Annotated in this window: 18 protein-coding genes; 16 read left to right on the forward strand and 2 right to left on the reverse strand. The window is 54.4% G+C overall.

Annotated elements, in window-relative coordinates:
- Positions 1-239: 239 nt before the first annotated feature.
- From AC4ED1_RS09965 to AC4ED1_RS10000, 8 genes are all read left to right on the forward strand, one after another.
- Positions 240-1,115, forward strand: coding sequence for a YitT family protein (locus AC4ED1_RS09965; protein WP_490938147.1), 876 nt, complete (start codon positions 240-242; stop codon positions 1,113-1,115).
- A 67-nt stretch (positions 1,116-1,182) separates the two neighbouring features.
- Positions 1,183-3,189 (forward strand): transketolase, encoded by a 2,007-nt coding sequence (gene tkt, locus AC4ED1_RS09970; RefSeq protein WP_490938149.1) that lies wholly within the window; start codon positions 1,183-1,185, stop codon positions 3,187-3,189.
- A 90-nt stretch (positions 3,190-3,279) separates the two neighbouring features.
- Positions 3,280-3,720, forward strand: coding sequence for a cupredoxin domain-containing protein (locus AC4ED1_RS09975; protein WP_490938151.1), 441 nt, complete (start codon positions 3,280-3,282; stop codon positions 3,718-3,720).
- 253 nt (positions 3,721-3,973) lie between these two features.
- Positions 3,974-4,318 (forward strand): c-type cytochrome, encoded by a 345-nt coding sequence (locus AC4ED1_RS09980; protein WP_490938153.1) that lies wholly within the window; start codon positions 3,974-3,976, stop codon positions 4,316-4,318.
- Between the two features lie 170 nt (positions 4,319-4,488).
- Positions 4,489-5,526 (forward strand): N-acetyl-gamma-glutamyl-phosphate reductase, encoded by a 1,038-nt coding sequence (gene argC, locus AC4ED1_RS09985; protein ID WP_490938155.1) that lies wholly within the window; start codon positions 4,489-4,491, stop codon positions 5,524-5,526.
- 107 nt (positions 5,527-5,633) lie between these two features.
- Positions 5,634-6,869 carry a bifunctional glutamate N-acetyltransferase/amino-acid acetyltransferase ArgJ gene (argJ, locus tag AC4ED1_RS09990; protein ID WP_490938157.1) on the forward strand — a complete coding sequence of 412 codons (1,236 nt, stop codon included), beginning with the start codon at positions 5,634-5,636 and terminating at the stop codon, positions 6,867-6,869.
- 124 nt (positions 6,870-6,993) lie between these two features.
- Positions 6,994-7,854, forward strand: a complete 861-nt coding sequence (gene argB / locus AC4ED1_RS09995) for an acetylglutamate kinase (RefSeq protein WP_490938159.1) — start codon at positions 6,994-6,996, stop codon at positions 7,852-7,854.
- Positions 7,851-9,044 (forward strand): aspartate aminotransferase family protein, encoded by a 1,194-nt coding sequence (locus AC4ED1_RS10000; RefSeq protein WP_490938161.1) that lies wholly within the window; start codon positions 7,851-7,853, stop codon positions 9,042-9,044. The genes argB and AC4ED1_RS10000 overlap by 4 nt, the downstream gene beginning before the upstream one ends.
- A gap of 8 nt (positions 9,045-9,052) precedes the next feature.
- Here AC4ED1_RS10000 and AC4ED1_RS10005 read toward each other — a convergent pair whose 3' ends face one another.
- A complete protein-coding gene (locus tag AC4ED1_RS10005) occupies positions 9,053-9,508 on the reverse strand; it encodes an N-acetyltransferase (RefSeq protein ID WP_490938163.1) in 456 nt (151 codons plus the stop codon).
- A gap of 181 nt (positions 9,509-9,689) precedes the next feature.
- Here AC4ED1_RS10005 and AC4ED1_RS10010 point away from each other — a divergent pair, with 181 nt between their 5' ends.
- From AC4ED1_RS10010 to argH, 6 genes are all read left to right on the forward strand, one after another.
- Entirely contained in the window at positions 9,690-9,821 is a 132-nt protein-coding gene (locus AC4ED1_RS10010) for a hypothetical protein (protein WP_490938165.1), read from the forward strand.
- A 388-nt stretch (positions 9,822-10,209) separates the two neighbouring features.
- Positions 10,210-11,307: a carbamoyl phosphate synthase small subunit gene (locus tag AC4ED1_RS10015; protein WP_490938370.1), complete on the forward strand. Its 1,098-nt coding sequence runs from the start codon at positions 10,210-10,212 to the stop codon at positions 11,305-11,307.
- A 58-nt stretch (positions 11,308-11,365) separates the two neighbouring features.
- Positions 11,366-14,575: a carbamoyl-phosphate synthase (glutamine-hydrolyzing) large subunit gene (gene carB / locus AC4ED1_RS10020; RefSeq protein ID WP_490938372.1), complete on the forward strand. Its 3,210-nt coding sequence runs from the start codon at positions 11,366-11,368 to the stop codon at positions 14,573-14,575.
- A 109-nt stretch (positions 14,576-14,684) separates the two neighbouring features.
- A complete protein-coding gene (gene argF / locus AC4ED1_RS10025) occupies positions 14,685-15,653 on the forward strand; it encodes an ornithine carbamoyltransferase (protein ID WP_490938167.1) in 969 nt (322 codons plus the stop codon).
- A 106-nt stretch (positions 15,654-15,759) separates the two neighbouring features.
- On the forward strand, positions 15,760-16,998 hold the full coding sequence (locus AC4ED1_RS10030; RefSeq protein WP_490938168.1) for an argininosuccinate synthase: 1,239 nt from the start codon (positions 15,760-15,762) through the stop codon (positions 16,996-16,998).
- Between the two features lie 41 nt (positions 16,999-17,039).
- A complete protein-coding gene (gene argH, locus AC4ED1_RS10035; RefSeq protein ID WP_490938170.1) occupies positions 17,040-18,461 on the forward strand; it encodes an argininosuccinate lyase in 1,422 nt (473 codons plus the stop codon).
- A gap of 114 nt (positions 18,462-18,575) precedes the next feature.
- Here the strand turns inward: argH and AC4ED1_RS10040 are convergent, their stop codons facing one another.
- Positions 18,576-19,376, reverse strand: coding sequence for a hypothetical protein (locus AC4ED1_RS10040; RefSeq protein WP_490938172.1), 801 nt, complete (start codon positions 19,374-19,376; stop codon positions 18,576-18,578).
- 254 nt (positions 19,377-19,630) lie between these two features.
- Here AC4ED1_RS10040 and ftsE point away from each other — a divergent pair, with 254 nt between their 5' ends.
- The gene (gene ftsE, locus AC4ED1_RS10045; protein ID WP_490938174.1) at positions 19,631-20,317 is read left to right on the forward strand and encodes a cell division ATP-binding protein FtsE; all 687 of its coding nucleotides are present in this window, start codon (positions 19,631-19,633) and stop codon (positions 20,315-20,317) included.
- Positions 20,307-21,188, forward strand: coding sequence for a permease-like cell division protein FtsX (gene ftsX, locus AC4ED1_RS10050; protein WP_490938176.1), 882 nt, complete (start codon positions 20,307-20,309; stop codon positions 21,186-21,188). Before ftsE ends, ftsX begins: the two co-directional genes overlap by 11 nt.
- Positions 21,189-21,276: the final 88 nt, after the last annotated feature.

Consider the following 21,276-nt stretch of genomic DNA (forward strand, 5'->3'; position numbering starts at 1 on the left):
GTTGTTTTTAGCAAAGGGGATGGGAAACAAGAAGTTCGGAACAGCCTTGTATCGGCGGGATAAACGGGAGCCAGAATCGCGGAATAATCGCCTGACATCACGGTGCCAACACGGTGCCAACCGATGCTTCCCTTTGGAGACGAGGAATGGTATACTTCCATGAGAAAAAACTGCCAGATTGGATCAACGACTCGTATAGACGACACAGACATGATGTCTTCAAAACTGGGGGATTTTTCGTGAAACGTAACCGTACCCGCGTTCCGCCATCCGCTTCTTGGTTACGCGACGTCATTCTTGTTACAATCGGCGCTTTCCTCACGGCGGTTGCGGTCAACTGGGTGTTTGTTCCCGATCAAATCGTGACCGGCGGTTTGACCGGGATCGGAATTCTGTTGGAGTACGTGTCCGGCATCCCTATCTCGGTGACCACCCTTGTTTTGAACGTTCCTTTGTTTCTTGTTGGATGGAAAATATTAGGAGGACGCGCATTCGGCTTTAAAACCTTATACGGATTTACAGTGTTGGCGGGTTGGATTCAATTGACAACTCCTCTGCGGCAGACTCCGCTAACGAACGAGCCTTTGTTAGCCTGCATCTACGGGGGAGTGTTGCTTGGCGCCGGGCTTGGGATCGTATTTAGGGGTCGGGCCACGACAGGCGGAACCGATTTGCTGGCCCGGTTGGTTCAAAAAATGACCGGCCTCTCTCCCGGTGTTTTGCTGTTGCTGATTGACGGCATTATTATTGCATCGGCGGCTGTTATTTTTAATGTGGAACGCATTTTGTATGCGTTAGTCAGCCTGTTTGTCACGGGCAAAACGATCGATTTTGTGCAGGAAGGGTTGGCGCGTTCCAAAGTTGCGTATATTATCTCGTCCCGAAATGACCAAATTAAAAGGGAAATCTTGCATACGCTGGATCGCGGAGTGACCCAGTTGGAGGCTGTCGGCGGTTATACCGGGGAAGAGCGGAGAATTCTTCTCTGTGTGGTCGATCAGTCGGAAGTTTCCAACTTAAAAGAATTGGTTCGCTCCATTGATCATCACGCGTTTGTGATTGTATCAGACGCGCATGAAGTGTTGGGAGAAGGATTCCGGCTTCCAACCGTTTAGAAAACTTACATACGAAGCAACGATGCTGCCGTGAACTCCAAAGATTATGACGGAAGGAGAAAAACGAATGACTGTCAATCAAACTGTAAATCAACTTGCAATTAATACCATTCGGACCCTTTCTATTGATGCGATAGAAAAAGCGAACTCTGGACACCCCGGTATGCCCATGGGTGCAGCGCCTATGGCGTACGTGCTGTGGACCCGTTTTATGCGACACAACCCTGCAAATCCGTCCTGGTTTAACCGCGACCGCTTTATACTTTCCGCCGGTCACGGTTCCATGTTGCTGTACAGCTTACTCCATCTGTGCGGATACGGCGTATCCATGGAGGATTTGAAGAATTTCCGCCAATGGGGAAGCCGTACGCCGGGACATCCCGAATACGGTCACACGCCGGGAGTGGAAGCGACCACCGGGCCGCTGGGGCAAGGCATTGCAATGGCGGTCGGAATGGCGATGGCGGAACGTCATCTGGCGGCTGTCTACAATCGGGACGGACATCAATTGATCGATCATTTTACATACACCATTTGCGGCGACGGCGACTTGATGGAGGGGGTTTCTGCGGAAGCCGCTTCCTTGGCGGGCCATTTGAAACTTGGCCGTTTGATCGTCTTGTACGATTCAAACGACATATCGCTCGACGGCGAATTGAACCTGTCTTTCACTGAAAATGTCGGCAAACGTTTTGAAGCGTACGGCTGGCAGGTGCTGAGAGTCGAAAACGGCAACGATTTGCAGGAAATTGAACAGGCGATCGCCAAAGCGCAGCAAGACACCGAGCGGCCGACGTTGATCGAAGTTCGCACGACCATCGGGTTCGGCAGTCCGAACAGAGCCGGCACATCCTCCGTACATGGTGCGCCTCTCGGTCAAGAGGAAACGAAACTGACGAAGCAATCCTACGATTGGCCGCACGAACCGTTTTATGTTCCAGATGAAGTGCGGGAACACTTTGCGAAAGTAAAAGAAGCCGGCCAAAAGGCGGAGGCGGAATGGCAGGATCGCTTGGTCCGTTATAACAAAGAGTTTCCCGATTTGGCAAAACAGCTTGAAAGCGCGATCCGGAACGAACTTCCGGCGGGTTGGGACTCGAATTTGCCGAAATTTACGCCTGACAACGGCAAGGTGGCGACCCGTGACGCTTCGGGGAAAGTATTAAACGCAATCGCGAAAGAAGTTCCTTTCTTCCTTGGAGGATCGGCGGATTTGGCGTCCTCGAACAAAACCCTGCTGAAAGCGGAAGGGAATTTTGCCGCGTCGGATTACAGCGGCCGCAATATTTGGTTTGGCGTTCGCGAACACGCCATGGGCGCCATTCTCAACGGCATGATGCTGCACGGGGGAGTTCGGGTATACGGAGGAACGTTCTTCGTATTCTCCGATTACCTGCGTCCGGCAATGAGATTGTCCGCTTTGATGAAGCAACCCGTGATCTATGTGTTGACACACGACAGTATTGCGGTCGGGGAAGACGGGCCGACCCACCAACCGATCGAACACCTGCCCGCTTTGCGCGTGATTCCGGATATGATCGTTTTCCGGCCGGCGGATGCGAACGAAACGGTTGCGGCATATCGTTACGCGCTGGCGGAAAGCGAAGGTCCGGTGTCTATCGTGCTGTCTCGCCAAGGGTTGCCCGTGTTGGAGGGAACGGTCGAGAATGTGATTGAAAATGTCGCTCGCGGCGCTTACGTGATTTCGGATGCCGCGGCCCAACCGCAAGTGATCCTAATCGCCACCGGGTCCGAAGTCAATCTCGCCTTGAAAGCCCAAAAAAAACTGTCCGAAAAAGGAGTCTCCGCACGGGTTGTCAGCATGCCAAGCTGGGAGCTGTTTGAAAAACAGCCGCAGGCATACAAAGATCAGGTGCTGCCGCCGAACGTAAAAGCACGCGTGGCGATTGAGATGGCTCATCCGCTGGGATGGGAGCGGTATGTGGGAGAACAAGGCGCGGTAATCGGCATCGACCGGTTTGGCGCTTCCGCTCCCGGCGACAAAGTGATCGAGGAATACGGATTCACGGTTGCCAACGTACTTGCTGCCGTTGACAGAGTGCTTAAGAAATGACAAATAAAAATGTCTGTGTTCACAAATCTGTCAATCTCTCCTTTTTGGAATGGTGGTAAGATGAAAGTTAGGTAAAGGAGGATGACAGTAATGAAAAAAATGGCAACATTAACGGGGATCGCTGTTGTATCCCTCGGCATTCTGGCCGGCTGCGGCGGGGGAAAGCCTTCTTCCAGCGCTCCTGCGCCGTCCAACAACAGCCAATCTTCTTCTGGACAATCTTCGTCTTCGAACTCCGCCGCCTCCGGCAGCGCAAAAGAAGTGAAGGTTGTAGGCTCCAATTGGAAAATTGACGTAACACAACCCGAAATCAAAGCCGGCGACAAGGTGAAACTGGTCTTCTCCAGTAAAGAAGGCGTCCACGGCTATACGATTAAAGACACCAGCGTCAAGACAGATCCTGTAACCGGTTCCGACAAAGTGGTGGAATGGACACCCGACAAACCGGGCGAATATGAAGTGTTCTGCAACATGGTATGCGGTCCGACCGACAAACATGAAGGCATGAAGAGTAAAATCGTCGTAAAGTAAGATATAAGCAGGGCCCTCGATTTCGATCGGGGGTTTTTGCATTTTTACTGGCAAGTGCAAAAGTTCCCATCATTGAACACAGAACCGAATTGACACCAAATCGACAAAACTTGAATCCCAAAATAGCCCGATCGAGCTATTACCGAATAAGATTGGTTTGGAGTAGAGTAAAATAGACAAGACATCAAAATCAATACGGATGGTGGCAAAAGGATATGCCGAAACTTTACAAACCACATCAGGAGGGTATGAGATGAGCAAAGCAAAATCTCTTTTAATGGCTGTTGCACTGGGGGTTGTGTTAAGTGCCACCGGTTGCGCTTCCGGGCAGAAGGGCGCGGGGGATCAAGGCGCAGCCCAACCGGCCCCGTCTGACAAGCCGCCTGCCGCATACAGCAAAAATTGTGCCGCTTGTCACGGAAACTCGCTGGAAGGCGGTATGGGTCCCAATTTGACCAAAGTCGGGTCCAGGCTGTCGCAAGAGCAGATCCAAACAAAAATTAAACAGGGTGGAACGACAGGAATGCCCGCTTACGAGAAAGTCTTGACGAGCGAAGAAATTAACTCGCTTGCGTCGTGGCTGGCCTCCAAAAAATAAAAACGTTCGGGCGCCGCTTGTTTTATCCGTTGCTGCGGATAAAGCGGGCGGTTTCTTTATGTCCGTAATTGTCCGTAATTGTTGTTGAAATATTATACATAGACACGTATAATAATTCATTATATCGTTTATACACGACACTTTTGCCGGGAGTCGGGGGGGGGAAGAAAATGATTCGTGCCGCAGTTGTGGGAGCATCAGGATATACGGGCATCGAACTGCTCAGGCTGTTGCACCGCCATCCGCACGTTGAAGTGACGTGCATGACAGGCGACTCGTCAGTCGGCAAACAGATTCGGGAGATCTACCCTCATTTGCAGGGGATGTACGACAAGACGGTGGAAGCGGCTGACCCGGACGTGATAGCGGAGCGGGCGGATGTGGTGTTTATCGCACTTCCGAGCGGACACGCAGCCGGGATTGTGCCGGATCTGTTGAAAAATGGCTTGCGTGTGATCGATCTTGGCGGAGACTTGCGGCTGCCCGCAGATCTGTACGAGACGTGGTACAAGAAGACGCCGGTGCCGGAAAAACTGCAAAGACAAGCGGTCTACGGACTTTCCGAATGGTGGCGGGAAGAAATTCAACACGCTCAACTGATCGCCAATCCGGGCTGTTATCCGACCGCTACGCTGCTTGCCCTGCTGCCGTTGGCAAAAGCAGGCGCAATCGAGTTGGATTCGATCGTCGTCGACGCAAAGTCCGGCGTATCGGGGGCAGGCCGGTCGGCGTCGGTGGGTTCCCTTTTTGCCGAAGTGAATGAAAACTTCAAGGCGTATCGGGTCAATGAGCACCAGCACACGCCGGAAATCGAACGGCAGTTGTCCCGGGTGGCGGGAAAAAATGTGGTGATGACGTTCACTCCCCATTTGGTGCCAATGACAAGGGGAATTCTTGCGACCTGTTACGCAAAGGTTACCGAAGGCTGGAGCCAATCCCGGCTTTTGGACTTGTATCGTGAAACCTATGCAGGCAAGCCGTTTGTCCGGATTCGGCCGGAAGGGAATTATCCGCAAACCAAGGAAGTAAGCGGATCGAATTTTTGCGACATTGGATTGTCGCTTGACGGGCGGACCGGGCGGCTGACGGTGCTGGCGGCGATCGATAACTTGGTCAAGGGGGCTTCCGGCCAGGCGATACAGAACCTAAACATCATGAGCGGCCTGGAGGAGACAGCCGGCCTGGCTGTAGCGCCTTTGTATCCGTGAAGCGACAGCGGGAGAGCGGCTGTAGCGGAAGGATACAATGTAAGCGATTAGCGGTTGCGTTGTGCATGTGTGGATGAGTGATGCCCGGGTCGACGAAAGGAGATAGTATGCAGAAGATGAAACACAAAATTCGGGTCCTCGCACAAGGCGGCGTCACGTCGCCAAAGGGATACAGGGCGGCGGGCGTTTCCGCCGGCGTAAAGAACGGCCGGAAAGAGAAAAAAGACGTGGCCGTTCTGGTATCGGAAGTTCCCGCTGCTGCGGCGGGCGTCTATACGACGAGTGCGGTGCAGGCGGCACCGGTCCTGGTGACAAAAGAAACTTTGGCAAAAACGGGCTTGCTGCAAGCCGTCGTCGTAAACTCCGGGAACGCCAACGCGTGCACGGGCGAGCAAGGCCTGCAGGATGCGAAGGAGATGCGGAAGTTAACGGCGGAAGCGCTCGGAATTGAGCAAGACCTCGTCGGCGTCGCTTCGACCGGCGTCATCGGCGTGTTGATGCCGATGGATCGCATCGCGGCAGGCATTGCGGAAGCCAGTGGCAGTGTAAGCGTAGAGGGTGGCGCGGATTTTGCGGAAGCGATCATGACGACCGATTTGGTAAAAAAAGAGATTGCCGTCGAACTGGAAATCGGCGGTCATTTGGTGACCGTCGGCGGAGCCGCGAAAGGGTCGGGCATGATCCATCCGAATATGGCGACGATGCTCGGTTTCATTACAACGGACGCGGCGGTTGACGGACCGGCGCTGCAGTACGCGCTGCGGCGGGTGACAAGCCGGACGTTTAACCGGATCACGGTGGACGGAGATACCAGCACGAACGATATGGTGTTGGCGCTCGCAAACGGGATGACGGGCAACGACAGACTGGCTCCCGCACACGAAGAATGGCCGGTTTTTGTCGAGGCGCTGGAATATGTGGCGCTGTATTTGGCAAAAGCGATTGCTCGGGACGGGGAAGGTGCGACACGGCTGATTGAGGTTGAGGTCACAGGCGCCCGGACGGAAGAAGACGCGGAAAAAGCTGCCAAGACGATCGTCGGTTCCAGTCTGGTCAAAACGGCGGTTTTCGGCGCCGACGCCAACTGGGGACGGTTGATGGCGGCGGTTGGACGCTCCGGCGCCTTTCTGGATCCGAACCGTGTGGATATCTGGATCGGAGAAGTCCAGGTTGCGTCAAACGGGCTCGGCCTGCCGTTTGACGAAACGGCGGCAACACACGAGTTGGAAAAAGACCCGGTAGTTTTCAAAGTGAATTTGAACGTCGGCGACGCGCAGGCGACCGCCTTCGGATGCGATCTTACCTATGAATATGTAAAGATCAACGGCAGTTACCGGACATGACTGCAGGATGCCTATACAAACGGGAAACGCAGGAACTTCGGCAGGAGTCAACATAAATTTTCCAACTGTCAACCTGTAACAGGGAGCGGCAGGCCGGAAGAGGACAAGAGCGGGAGGAAACGGCATGACGACAGAGTGGACAGCGAAGGCGTCGGTTTTGATCGAAGCCTTGCCCTATATCCAGCGGTTCGCTGGCAAAACGATGGTGATCAAATACGGCGGTTCTGCGATGGGCGGCCCGTTTGAACAGGTGATTCTCGACATCATTTGGTTAAAACAAGCGGGAATCCGCCCGGTTGTGGTGCACGGCGGCGGCAAGGAAATATCTGGAATGCTCAGCCGTCTGCAGATCGAATCCCGCTTTGTTGACGGACTCCGCGTGACGGATGAGGAGACGATGAACGTTGTTGAGATGGTGCTGAGCGGCAGCGTCAACAAGCGGATTGCGGCGACTTTTTACAAAAACGGGGTCGCGGCGGTCGGGTTGACCGGTGTTGACGGCGGGCTTTTGAAAGTGAAACAAAAGCGCAAAGAACTGGGGCTTGTCGGGGAGGTCGTCAGCGTCAACGGCGCTCTGATCGAACAGTTGCTGGATGCCGGAGTCGTACCGATTGTCGCGCCGATTGGAGTGGACGAAAACGGAGTACGCTACAACGTGAACGCCGATTCGGTCGCAGGCGCGATCGCGGGTGCCCTGCATGCGGAAAAACTCGTTTTGTTGACCGATGTTCCGGGCATTATGCGCGATACGCCGACGGGCAAACAAATTCTCAACCAGGTCACGCCTGCCGAGATTCATCAATTAATCGGGGAAGGGCAGATTACCGGCGGAATGGTGCCGAAAGTGGAAGCGTGTCTGCAAGCGTTGGCGGCCGGCGCCAAGCATGTTCACATTTTGAACGGGGAAGAGCCCCACGCTTTGCTGCTCGAAGTCTTTACGGATCAAGGGATCGGTACGATGGTGATCGGAGGGGAGTCCGCGTGAACGGGGCGAACAGTGCGAATCATGTGATGCAAACTTACGGGCGTTGGCCTGTAACGATGGTCAGGGGCGAAGGCGTCTGGCTGTATGATTCGGAAGGAAAAAAATATCTCGATTTTACGGCGGGGATTGCGGTCACCGGACTGGGCCACGCGCATCCGGAGATTGCCAAAGTGATTGCGGAGCAGGCGGCCACCTTGCTGCATTGCTCGAACCTCTATCACATTCCCAGTCAGATTGAGCTGGCCAACAAATTGACGGAATTGTCCTGCTGCGACAAGGTGTTTTTCTGCAATTCGGGGGCGGAAGCGATCGAAGGCTCGATCAAGATGGCGCGCCGCTACGCTTATGAAAAATTCGGCGCGGGGAGACACGAAATCATCACATTCCAACACTCTTTTCACGGCCGGACAATGGGCGCGTTGACCGCCACTTGCCAGACGAAATACCAGGAAGGATTCGGGCCGCTGGTTCCCGGTTTTCACTATGCGGAGCCGGGGAACCTGGAATCGGTGAAGTCTTTGCTTTCCGGGAACACCTGTGCGATTTTGCTGGAGCCGGTGCAGGGGGAGGGAGGGGTGCGGCCTTTCGGCAAAGAGTTCCTACAGGCTCTCCGCACGCTTTGCGATGAGAACGGAATTCTTCTGATTTTGGATGAAGTGCAGACCGGTGTGGGACGCACCGGCACATTTTTCGCGTATGAGCAGTTTGGAATCGAACCGGACATTGTCGCACTGGCCAAAGGTTTGGCCAATGGGGTGCCGATCGGTGCCGTATTGGCGAAACAGCATGTGGCCGGCGTGATGGTGCCGGGCACGCACGCGAGTACGTTCGGCGGGAATCCGCTGGCAACGGCCGCGGGCGTGGCGACCATCGAGATCCTGCTGCGGGACGGAATCATGGAAAATGTGAAGCGCATGAGCGCGTATCTCGTTGAACAACTGCAAAAATTGGTTGACAAGTATCCGGTCGCGCAAGAGGTGCGCGGCATGGGACTGCTGGTCGGATTGTCGCTCGACCGGCCGGCGGGCGATGTGATCAAGTCCTGTCTGGAAAAAGGATTGCTGCTTACGGTTGCCGGCGGCAATGCGGTTCGTTTCACGCCGCCTTTAACCGTGACGCGGGAACACATCGACCGGGCCGTCGCCATCGTTGCGGAAGCGCTCGCAGAATTGTACCAACCGATCAAGTAACGATCAAATTACGACAGTTGATGCAGCATCGCGGTTTCGTCACAGGTCGGGAACTTGCTGCAGTTCATGCAATCCTTCCACACTTTGTGGGGAAGGGTTTCTTTTTGCACGACTTCAAAGCCGCATTTGCGGAAGAATTCCACCTGATAAGTGAGGGACAACACGCGGGGGATCCCCAATCGATGGGACTCTTTGACGAGCAGCGACACAAGTTCTTTGCCGAGCCCCATGCCTTTTTTATCCGGCGCAATGGCCAGCGAGCGGATTTCCGACAGGTCTTGCCACAGAATGTGGAGTCCTCCCACGCCGATAATGCGTCCGTTTTCTTCAATTACTGTGAAGGATTGCAGATTTTCGTATATGGAGATGCGCGGGCGCGGCAGCAGCAGCCCGAGGTCCGCGTTCATCTGAATCAATTGGAAAATCTGTTCCGTATCCCCCATAACCGCTTTACGAAATTGCATGGAATCCACTTCCCAAATGAATATACAAAAATTAAGTATAATTATACGCGTTGGAACATTTCCCGTCTATTGTTGTTTTAAGGCCTATTTTTGGTTGGCGAGGGCGGACGTCCATGCGTGGCGAGCGGGGCGTGCGTACAATACAACAGGACTCTATGGATGCAGATGAGGAGGTATGGTCATGGTTCCTTTTGGAGTCGGGGTTACGCCCGGTACCGGATTTTGGGGTGGTTGGTCCTGGTGGGCGGTCGCTTTCCTGGTGGCGTTTGCCATCTTCTTCTTGATTGCAGCCTGGTGCAGGCCGTTTTGGTAAAATCCGGTTCTTGCAACCGGGTTTTTTTTATTGTGATCCGCCCGCATAAAAAAGCAAAGGCCCGCAGGGCCTTTAACCAAGGTGCTCTTTTTTACGGAAGAGCCTCTATATCAACGCCCCTTTCCCTTGTCTATACACCTCCGCGTGGAAAGGAACGGTTGTTCAGATAATGCACTATATGCGGCAGGTTCCGGAAAGGTTCATTCCGTCCATCCGGCACCCTCCGGAAAAAAACGTTGCAAAATTATTCATCGAAACGTATAATAATTCGAAGACGTGCGTGTATATTTATACCTGTAAAAACTTGCAAAACTTGGAGGGGGGAACCGGGATGACGCACCCAATGGAAAACAGTTGCGCAAAAGGCGCTACGCGTCGGGACCGCGCTGTGAAAGGCCGCTTGATCCTTGAGAACGGAAGCATTTTTGAAGGTACGATGATCGGCCGGCTGGCGCGAGGATACGGGGAAGTCGTCTTTCATACCGGGATGACCGGGTACCAGGAGATCCTGACCGATCCTTCCTATTCGGGACAAATCGTGGTAATGACCTATCCGTTGATCGGCAACTACGGGATCAACCCGGAGGACTTCGAATCCCGCAAGCCGTGGCTGTCCGGCTTTGTGGCGGCGGAAGCTTGCGAGGAACCGAATCATTGGCAAAGTACGCAAACCTTGTCCGATTACCTGACCGAACAGGGGATTGTCGGACTGACAGGTGTCGATACAAGAACGATCGTGCGCATGATCCGCGACAAAGGGGCCCTTAAAGGATGGATTGTGCCTTGTGCGGAACATGAACCGGCAACGGCGGACGAACTCGATTTTCCGGAAACGATGAAAGGGCATGTCGACCGGGTGACGGCTGCGGCCGCGTATCAGGCGTCGAAAACCGGAACCTATCACGTTGTCGTGATGGATTTTGGCGCAAAGACCAATATCATAAGATCCCTGATCAATTGGGGATGCAAAGTGACGGTAGTGCCGGCTAGAACGTCTTTTGAGGAAATCCAAAGTCTGCGCCCCGACGGGATTTTGCTGTCAAACGGCCCGGGGGATCCGACCGATTGCGCCGATATATTGCCTGTCATCCGTAAATTGGCCGAAACGTACCCGTTGATGGGGATCTGCCTCGGGCACCAGTTGTTGTCTCTCGCTTTCGGAGCCAAGACCGGCAAAATGCTGTTTGGCCACCGCGGTTCCAACCATCCGGTGCGGGAATTGGCCACCGGCCGCGTCCGGATCACGTCCCAGAACCACGGGTATTCGGTGCTTGAAGAGGAACTGCCGGATGTGTTGGAAGTGACGCATATCAATGTCAACGACGGAACGATTGAGGGAGTCCGCGTGAAAGGACTGCCGGCGTTCTCCGTGCAGTTCCATCCGGAAGCGTGCCCGGGTCCCCGCGATTCGGAAGAATTGTTCGAGACATTTATGCAGCACATGGCTGAACGGGAGGAGCATCACCTTGCACTTGTCGGAGAATAAAAACATAGCAGTCGCCCCGGTGGAATCGTGGCCTTCTGCGGCGGCCGAGAGGGATAAAATGCCCGGTTTGAAAACGGTTCTGGTCATCGGCTCCGGACCGATCGTAATCGGGCAGGCCGCCGAATTCGACTATGCGGGCACCCAGGCTTGCAAAGCGCTGCGGGAGGAAGGGTACCGCGTCATATTGGTGAATTCCAATCCCGCCACGATCATGACCGATCTCGATGTGGCGGATGTCGTATATATCGAGCCGCTAAACGTTGAAGTGCTGGAGCGAATCATTGAAAAAGAGCGCCCGAATGGCCTTCTGGCGACGCTTGGCGGGCAGACCGGCTTGAATCTCGCCGTCGATCTGGACGAGGCAGGCATTTTAAAAAAATACGGCGTGAAACTGTTGGGGACGTCGCTGGAATCGATCAAGCAGGCGGAAGACCGCCAGTTGTTCAAGGATTTGATGGCTTCCATCAAGCAGCCGGTTCCGGAGTCCCGCGTCGTGGAGTCGCTGGAAGAAGGCGTCGAATTCGTGGCAACAATCGGTCTTCCGGTGATTATCCGCCCCGCGTACACGCTTGGCGGCACGGGCGGCGGGATTGCCGAAACGATGGACGAGTTTAAGGCGATTGCGACACGCGGGTTGAAGCAGAGCCCGATCGGCCAGATCCTGGTCGAGCGAAGCATCAAAGGATGGAAAGAGATCGAGTACGAAGTGATGCGGGACGCCGCCGACACCTGCATCACGATCTGCAATATGGAAAATCTCGATCCGGTCGGCGTGCATACCGGAGACAGCATTGTGGTGGCCCCCTCCCAGACGCTGACCGATCAGGAATATCAAATGCTGCGGACTGCGGCGATCGACATCATCCGGGCGTTGAAAATCGAAGGCGGCTGCAACGTGCAGTTTGCGCTTCATCCCACAAGCCGCGAATACTGCGTGATCGAAGTGAATCCCCGCGTTTCCCGCTCGTCGGCTCTCGCATCCAAAGCGACAGGCTATCCGATTGCGAAAATGGCCGCAAAAATCGCGGTCGGCAAACGGCTGGACGAGATTCTGAACCCGGTGACGGGCAAAACCTACGCATCGTTCGAACCGGCGTTGGATTATGTGGTCGTCAAGATTCCGCGCTGGCCGTTCGACAAGTTTCCGACGGCGGATCGGACGCTGGGCACCCAGATGAAAGCGACGGGGGAAGTGATGTCGCTGGAACGGTCATTCGAAGCCGCTTTGCAAAAGGCGCTCCGTTCGTTGGACATCGGTCTTGACGGCCTTGAGTTAAAAGGCATGGACGCCTTGTCGGAAGCGGAGATGGAAAGGATTCTGGCGAAGGAGCCTGACGACCGTCGTCTGTTTGTCGTAGCGGAAGCGCTAAGGCGCGGGTGGCCGCAGGAACGGATTTGCCGCCTGTCGGGCATTGACCGGTTTTTTGTCGGCAAAATGGCGAATTTGATCCGGTTTGAACAGGAACTGGCGGCCGGCGGAACCAAAGGATTGACGCAGGATCTCCTGCTTGCAGCCAAGAAACTGGGATTCTCGGACGACCGGATCGGGCGCCTCGTCGGATCGAGCGGCGAAGAAATCCGCGCGAAGCGTCTGGCGGCGGGCATTGTGCCTTCTTATCTGCTGGTGGATACGTGCGCCGCCGAGTTCGAATCGGCAACCCCTTACTATTATTCGACTTACCGGTGCCAGGATGAAGTGACGCCGTCCGATCGCAAAAAAGCGCTTGTGCTTGGCGCGGGTCCGATTCGAATCGGGCAGGGGATTGAGTTTGATTACTGCTCGGTGCACGCGGTTTGGGCGTTAAAGCGGCAGGGATACGAGACCATTATCATCAACAACAACCCGGAAACGGTTTCAACCGATTTTGATACGGCGGACCGGTTGTATTTCGAACCTTTGACTCTGGAAGATGTGCTCGCGGTGATTGAAAAAGAAGGCGTCGATCAGGTGTTTGTGCAATACGGCGGGCAGACGGCGATCAACCTTGCCGCCAAGCTGGAGCGGGCGCTGGTCGGAACCGGCGTAAAGATTGCGGGAACTCCGCTTGCCGCCATTCATCGTGCGGAAGACCGGGACGAGTTTCGCCGTTTCCTTCTGGAGCAGGGAATTCCGCAAAGCGAGGGCGGCACCGCTTTTGACGTGGAAAGCGCGGTAAAAGTCGCGGCGGACATCGGCTACCCGGTGATTGTGCGTCCGTCGTATGTAATCGGCGGCCGGGCGATGGCGGTCGTGCACAACGAGGAGGAACTGCGCGACTACATGCGTCTGGCGGTTGACGTGAATCCGGAGCATCCGGTTCTAATCGATGCGTATCTCGCCGGCAAAGAAGTGGAAGTGGACGCCGTTAGCGATGGGGAGAACATCCTGATTCCCGGGATTTTTGAACATATCGAACGGGCGGGCGTTCACTCGGGCGATTCGATGGCGGTCTATCCGCCGCAAACCCTTACGGAAGCGGAGATTGCGACGATCGTCGACTACACGAAAAAAATCGCCCGTCAGCTTCCGGTGGTGGGGCTCGTCAACATTCAGTTCGTGATTTATGAAGGACGCGTGTATGTGCTGGAAGTCAATCCGCGGGCCTCGCGGACGGTACCGATCATTTCGAAGGTAACGGGTATCCCGCTGATTGACCTGTCGGTTCGGGTGCAACTGGGAGCCCGGTTGACGGAATGCGGCCACGGGACGGGCCTTGCGGCAAACCAGCCCTATGTGGTGGTGAAAGCGCCGGTATTCTCCTTCGCAAAGATTACAGGGTTTGACATTCATCTCGGGCCGGAGATGAAATCGACCGGCGAGGTGCTTGGCATCGGCCGGGACTATGCGGCCGCCGCCGCCGGAGCGTTTGCCGGAATGGGGATCGGTTTAAAACCGGGCGGTTTGTTCTGCGCCATAACGGAACGGGAAAAAGCGGCGGCGGTTCCGGTGCTGAAGCGGTTTGCAGAACTGGGGTTTACGCTGTATGCAACACTGCAGACGGCAAAATATCTTTTGAAAAACGGGGTGCAGGGGATTCTTCCCGTACAGAAAGAGCAGGGTGAAATCGAACGGCTGTTGAAGTCGGGGGCGATTCAGCTGGTCCTGAACATCCCGACGCGGGGTCAGGATCCGGAGCGGTTGGGATTCCGGCTGAGGCGGTACAGCGTGGAAACACGCGTGCCTTGTCTGACATCCCTTGATACCGCGGGCGCTTTGTTGATGGTATTGGAACAGCGCGCCGAATTGTCGCCGAAACCGCTGGCGCCGGAAATCGTCCCGGCGAAGTGAGGTCCGAAGGCGGCGGAGTCGGGAAGCGAAAGCGGACTCCAGGGCGGAATCATAGAGCGGAACTTGGCGTAGCTTTCGTGGGAGCAATTTTTTCGGGGAGGAAACGGGTATGAGCAATTCGATGCCGATGATCAAAGACTGGCAAATCAATCGGTTAAAAGGCCGCGACTTTATCGATTTTGCAGATTTTACGCCGGGAGAACTGGAATACTTGCTTTCTTTGGCGGAGTCGATCAAAGCGAAACAGAAAAAGGGAGAAGCGTATCAACCGCTGTTTGGGAAAACGCTGGGCATGTTCTTTACAAAAGCGTCGACGAGAACCCGTGTGTCTTTTGAAGTCGGAATGTTCCAATTGGGCGGGCACGCGCTTTTTCTGTCCGGAAGCGATACGCAGATCGGGCGGGGGGAACCGATTTCCGATACGGCAAAAGTGATGTCGCGTTATGTCGACGGCATCATGATCCGGACATTTGGGCACAGCGATGTGGTTGAAATGGCGAAACACGCGGATGTGCCCGTGATCAACGCGCTGACCGATCTGCATCATCCGTGCCAAGTGCTGGCTGACATCCTGACTTTGAAAGAGTACAAAGGCGAATTAAAAGGGCTTACGGTGGCATATGTCGGTGACGGAAACAATATGGCGAATTCGTGGATCCAGGCGGCTCCCAAGTTCGGTCTGAACATGCGGGTGGCAACGCCCCAAGGATACGAATGCGATCCTGCGGTGGTCGAACAAGCGAAGCAGTTTGCCCGAGAATACGGAACGGAACTGCTGTTCACCCACGATCCTGTCGAAGCGGTAAAACATGCGGATGTTGTATATACGGACGTGTGGGCGAGCATGGGACAGGAGGCGGAGCAGGCGGAGCGCATCGCCAAGTTTGCCGGTTACCAAGTCAATGAAGCGCTTTGTAGTCACGCCAAATCCGATTATTTGTTTATGCATTGCCTGCCGGCTCACCGCGGGGAGGAAGTCACCGCAGACATCATTGACGGTCCGCACTCTGTCGTTTTTGACGAGGCGGAAAACCGGCTGCATGTGCAAAAAGCGATTTTGGTCTCTGTCATGGCGTAGATTGACTTGCGTTTAAATGAAAACCATAATAATAGAAAATGTAACGAATCCTCGGCGACGGGCGGAACGAATCCCGCGAAATGTTCAATGAATGGAGAGGGAACCGATGGCGAAACAGAAAATTGTGCTGGCGTATTCCGGCGGATTGGATACGTCCGTTATTTTAAAATGGCTGAAAGAGACTTACGATGCGGAGATTATCGCATTTACGGCGGATATCGGACAAAAGGAGGAACTGGAAGGGCTTGAGGAAAAGGCGTTGCGCACGGGCGCGAGCAAAGTGTACATTGACGATTTGCGCGAGGAATTCGCGCGGGATTTTATTTATCCGATGTTCCAGGCGGGGGCGCTTTATGAAGGGCAATACCTGCTGGGAACAAGCATTGCCCGCCCGCTGATTGCCAAACGGATGGTCGAGATTGCCCGGACCGAAGGGGCAACTGCGATTGCGCACGGCGCGACCGGCAAAGGCAACGATCAGGTGCGGTTTGAGCTGGCGGCGGCGGCCCTGGCTCCCGAACTGGAAGTGATTGCGCCGTGGCGGATCGAAGAGTTCCGCGAAAAGTTTCCGGGCAGGGCGGAAATGATCGCGTATGCCGAAAAACACGGGATTCCGGTACAGGCAACCGCGGCAAAACCGTATTCCATGGATCGCAATCTGCTGCACATCAGCTTTGAGAGCGGTATGCTCGAAGACCCCTGGTTTGACGCAAGCGCCGAGGAAAACAGGGACATGTATGTGCTCAGCGTATCGCCGGAAGAGGCGCCGGACCAGCCGGAATACCTGGAGTTGGACTTTGAACGGGGAAATTGCGTCGGGTTGAACGGGACGCGCATGACGCCTCTCCAGGTCATGGAGAAGCTGAACGAACTGGGCGGCAAGCACGGGATCGGGCGCGTCGACATGGTTGAAAACCGGTTTGTCGGCATGAAGAGCCGCGGGGTTTATGAAACGCCGGGGGGCACCATTTTGTTTATCGCCCACCGCCGGATGGAATCGCTGACGATGGATAGGGAAGTCATGCAATTGCGCGATTCGCTCATCCCCCGTTACAGTTCGCTTGTCTACAACGGTTTCTGGTTTTCTCCCGAACGGCTGGCATTGCAGGCGCTGGTCACGGAGAGCCAGAAAAATGTCACCGGTACGGTCCGCGTGAAGCTTTACAAGGGGAATGTGATTGCCGCCGGCGTGAAAAGCCCGGTCAGCCTGTACAATCCGAACATCGCGACGATGGAAGCCGACCCGACGCAGGCGTACAACCAGTCTGACGCGACCGGATTTATCCGCTTGCACGCGCTGCGTCTGAAAGTGGCGTCCGGCGTGCAGCGGAACGCGGACAAGTAGGTCAACCATTGCACAATACGGGGAGAAAGGAAGTCGCGAAAGTGTCGAAACTATGGGGCGGACGTTTTACAAAACCAACGGATAAACTGGTCGAAGAGTTTACCGCTTCGATCGGTTTTGATCAGAAGCTGGCCGTGGATGACATCCGCGGCTCGCTTGCTCATGTCAAGATGTTGGGAGCGTGCGGCATTATTCCGCAGGCGGATGCGGACAAGATCCGCGAAGGATTGCTTTCGATATTGGAAGATGTAAAAGCGGGCAAGCTCCCATACACGGTGGAAAATGAAGACATTCACATGAACATCGAGAAACATCTGATCGAGCGGATCGGACCGGTCGGCGGCAAACTGCATACGGGGCGTTCCCGCAACGATCAGGTTGCCACCGACATGCATCTCTACCTGCGCCGGGAAACGAAACAAATCCTTGCCCTGCTGGCGGATGTACTGCAGGCGCTGGTCGATACGGCGGAGCAACATATCGACGTGGTGATCCCGGGCTATACCCATTTGCAACGGGCGCAGCCGGTGTTGTTTGCGCACCATCTGCTCGCCTATGTCGGGATGTTCGCACGGGATGCGGAACGCTTGCAGGATGCGCTGAAACGGATCGACATCTTGCCGCTTGGCGCAGGTGCGCTGGCAGGCACGACATTTCCGATTGACCGCGAACTGGTCGCAAAAGAACTCGGTTTTTCACGGATCTATGAAAACTCGATGGATGCGGTCAGCGACCGCGATTTCATTTTGGAGTTTCTAAGCGACGCCTCGATCCTGATGATGCACCTGTCCCGTTTTTGTGAAGAGCTTGTGCTGTGGTCTTCCACCGAATTCGGGTTCGTCGAGCTCGACGACGCGTACTGTACGGGATCTTCCATCATGCCGCAGAAGAAAAATCCGGACGTGGCGGAACTGATCCGCGGAAAATCGGGGCGCGTCTACGGCAACCTGTTCGGCTTGTTGACGGTGTTGAAGAGCCTGCCGCTTGCCTATAACAAAGATTTGCAGGAAGACAAGGAAGGCATGTTTGACACGGTCGAAACATTGAAAGGCTCGTTGACCCTGTTTGCCGGTATGATACGCACGATGGAAGTCCGGAGGGAACGTCTGGCGCAAGTCGTCAAGGAGGATTTCTCAAATGCCACCGACCTGGCCGACTATCTCGTGCGCAAGGGACTTCCGTTCCGGCAAGCGCACGAAGTGATCGGCAAACTCGTGCTGTACTGCGTCGCAAACGGCAAATTCCTGGCTGATCTGACGATGGAGGAATACAAAGCGCACAGTCCGCTGTTTGAATCCGACGTGTATTACACGCTGGATATACGGACGGTGGTGGATGCACGCAACATTCGCGGCGGCACCGCCAGCGAACAGGTCAAGCAGGCCCTTGAGAAGGCGAAACGCCTGGCCTCCGATTTGGGAAAATGGATCGAAAGCGCGTTGGAAGCGGAGAAATTCGCTTAAAGTCTGACTTTCGCAAATCACGTAGGGAGTCCTCCCTGCAAAGCAATATTTGCTTTGCAGGGAGGACTCTGCTTTGAAACGGTAACGGCACGCGGGTGTGATTGGGCAAGGAGGTCAGCGCCTCTGTCCGAATCCGATCTGCGCGACATAGATTTCGTTTTGGAAGCGTTCGAGAATGGTTTCGTAGTCGTTTGCGATGATCAACGGAATGACGGATTCCAGCGCTTCCTCATAGGGCTGTCCGCTCACTTCCCGCAGCAGCACATACTTCTGAAACAGCATCGATTTTTCGAAATCGATCCCGAACTCATAGGCTCCCATACCGAGTTTTTCCCGCGGGAGTTGTTTCAGTTTGCTGACGAGATGCCGGTATTTTTCGGCGAAGTTTTGGTGCAGGAAATAAAGTGAGTAATCGCGGTAGATGATTTTTCCGACATCTTCGATGTCCTGCTTCGGTTTTGTGAAACCGATCATATGGTTGCCGTTTTGCAGGACATACGTCCGGTTTTCGTGTATTTCGTTGATGAGATCGCGGCTTTTTCCGTCAAATGCCCGACAAAAACCGATCACTTCCTGGAGCGTTAAAGCAAACCGGGAATCGTCCTCGCCCAAAATAAACAGGCGATCGGCAATCGGCAGCAAATTCAGGATTTCCGTCGACAGGCCGCTGGATGCATCGTAAATCACAATGTCGAAGGAGTTTTTCAGCTCTTTCATTTTTTGTTTTTGATCTTCGTATGGCAAATCGGCAAACCGGTGAACCGTTTGTTCGTTGATCGGCTCTTTTTCCAGTTTTCCGTTGGAAACGAAGGCGACCGAAAGAGAGGTGTTTTGCTTCAGCCAACCGGCGACAAGCAAAGCGGTTTCCGTTACGCCCGCTTTTTCTTTCGGCGAATAAAATCCCACCAAATACATTGAAAATCAACTCCTCTACTAACCAATGTAACAGATTGCAAGTTTTTTTCACAGATCGGGCGATTTTTTTCCAGACAATACCTTCCCGAGAACAGCCCAAAGTCCTGTATAATTCTTGAAAGAAACAGGATTTTCGGCACAACTGTCGAAAAAAGAAGAAGATTGACAGGGGACGGCATAGGGATTCGCGGGTTTTGAAAGGCGCCGGCCACAGGCGTCAGCAGCGAATATTGTCGGAGGATGGGGATAAATCGATGATTGAAATGCATGACGTATGGAAAACGTATCCGAACGGGGTTACGGCCCTCTGCGGCGTTGACGTGAAAATTGACCGCGGCGAGTTTGTCTACGTGGTGGGCCCCAGCGGAGCCGGCAAATCGACGTTTATCAAATTGATGTATCGTGAAGTGAAGCCTACAAAAGGAACGATTTTTGTCAACGGGTTTAACGTCGAACGGCTGAGAGAACGGAAAATCCCTTACATGCGGCGGCAAACCGGCGTTGTGTTCCAGGATTTCAAGCTGCTGCCGCAGTTGACCGCCGCCGAAAATGTGGCGTTTGCCATGGAAGTCATTGAAGCGCCGCGCAAAAAAATCAAAACGCGGGTGCAGGAAGTGATGGAGCTGGTGGGACTGGGCGACAAACTTAACCATTTCCCGAACCAACTGTCCGGGGGAGAGCAGCAGCGGGTGGCGATTGCCCGCGCGTTGGTGAACAATCCGGCGGTGATCATCGCGGACGAACCGACGGGCAATCTCGATCCGGAGACATCGTGGGAGATCATGCACCTGTTCAACAAAATCAACGATCAGGGAACGACCGTTGTCATGGCGACTCACAACAAAGAAATCGTCAATACCATGAAGCGCCGCGTTTTGGCGATTGAAGGCGGAAAAATCGTGCGAGACGAACGGCAGGGGGTATACGGATATGAGGATTAGCACGATGGTTCGCCATGTCCGTGAAGGGCTCAAAAATATCGGGCGCAACGGCTGGATGACGTTTGCCGCTGTCGGTTCCGTGGTGGTTTCGCTGCTGATTCTGGGTGTGTTCCTTACGGTGGCGATGAATTTGCAGGCGATTACCAAAGATGTCGAAGCTCAGGTGCAAATGGACGTGTTCATCATTCGGGATACTTCCCGCAGCGATATCGCGATGATCGAAAACCGGTTGAAAGCCTTGAACGGTGTCAAGTCGGTGGAATTCGTCTCGAAAGAGGACGCCGTCAAATTGATGGTGCAAAAGTACAAAGAGCACAAAGATTTGTTCGCCGGACTGGAGCTGGAAAACCCCTTTCCCGACAAATTTATCGTAAAAGCGCAAGACCCGCGCCAGACGTTGCAACTGGCTGATCAGATCCGGACGTTCCCCTATGTCGAAAAGGTTTCGGACGGACGGGATGTGGTTGAAAAGCTGTTTGGCGTGATGGACGTGATCCGCTGGGTAGGCGGCGCCTTGATTCTCGGACTGGCGCTCACCGCCGTATTTCTGATCTCGAATACGATCAAGATCACAATCTATTCGCGCCGCCGCGAGATTGAGATCATGAAACTGGTCGGCGCCACCAACTGGTTCATTCGTTGGCCGTTTTTTGTGGAAGGCCTGTTGATGGGGGCGATAGGGGCGTTGATTCCAATCGTTTTAATTTCCCTCGGCTATGCGTATGCGGTGAAAAATTTGTCCAACACGTTTATTCCGCTGATTCCGTTGAATGCCCTGATTCTGGAAGTCGGCGGGTCGTTGCTCCTGATCGGCGCTTTGATCGGCGTGTTCGGTTCCACGTTCTCGGTTCGCAAATTCCTGAAAATCTGAACGGTGAATCGAACACCGTCAAACCTATTGCCCAGTACTAGACTTGTGCCTTGTCTCATACACTCGCTATGAGACGGGACGAAGGTGG

This window comes from Effusibacillus sp. SKA8, assembly GCF_058273125.1.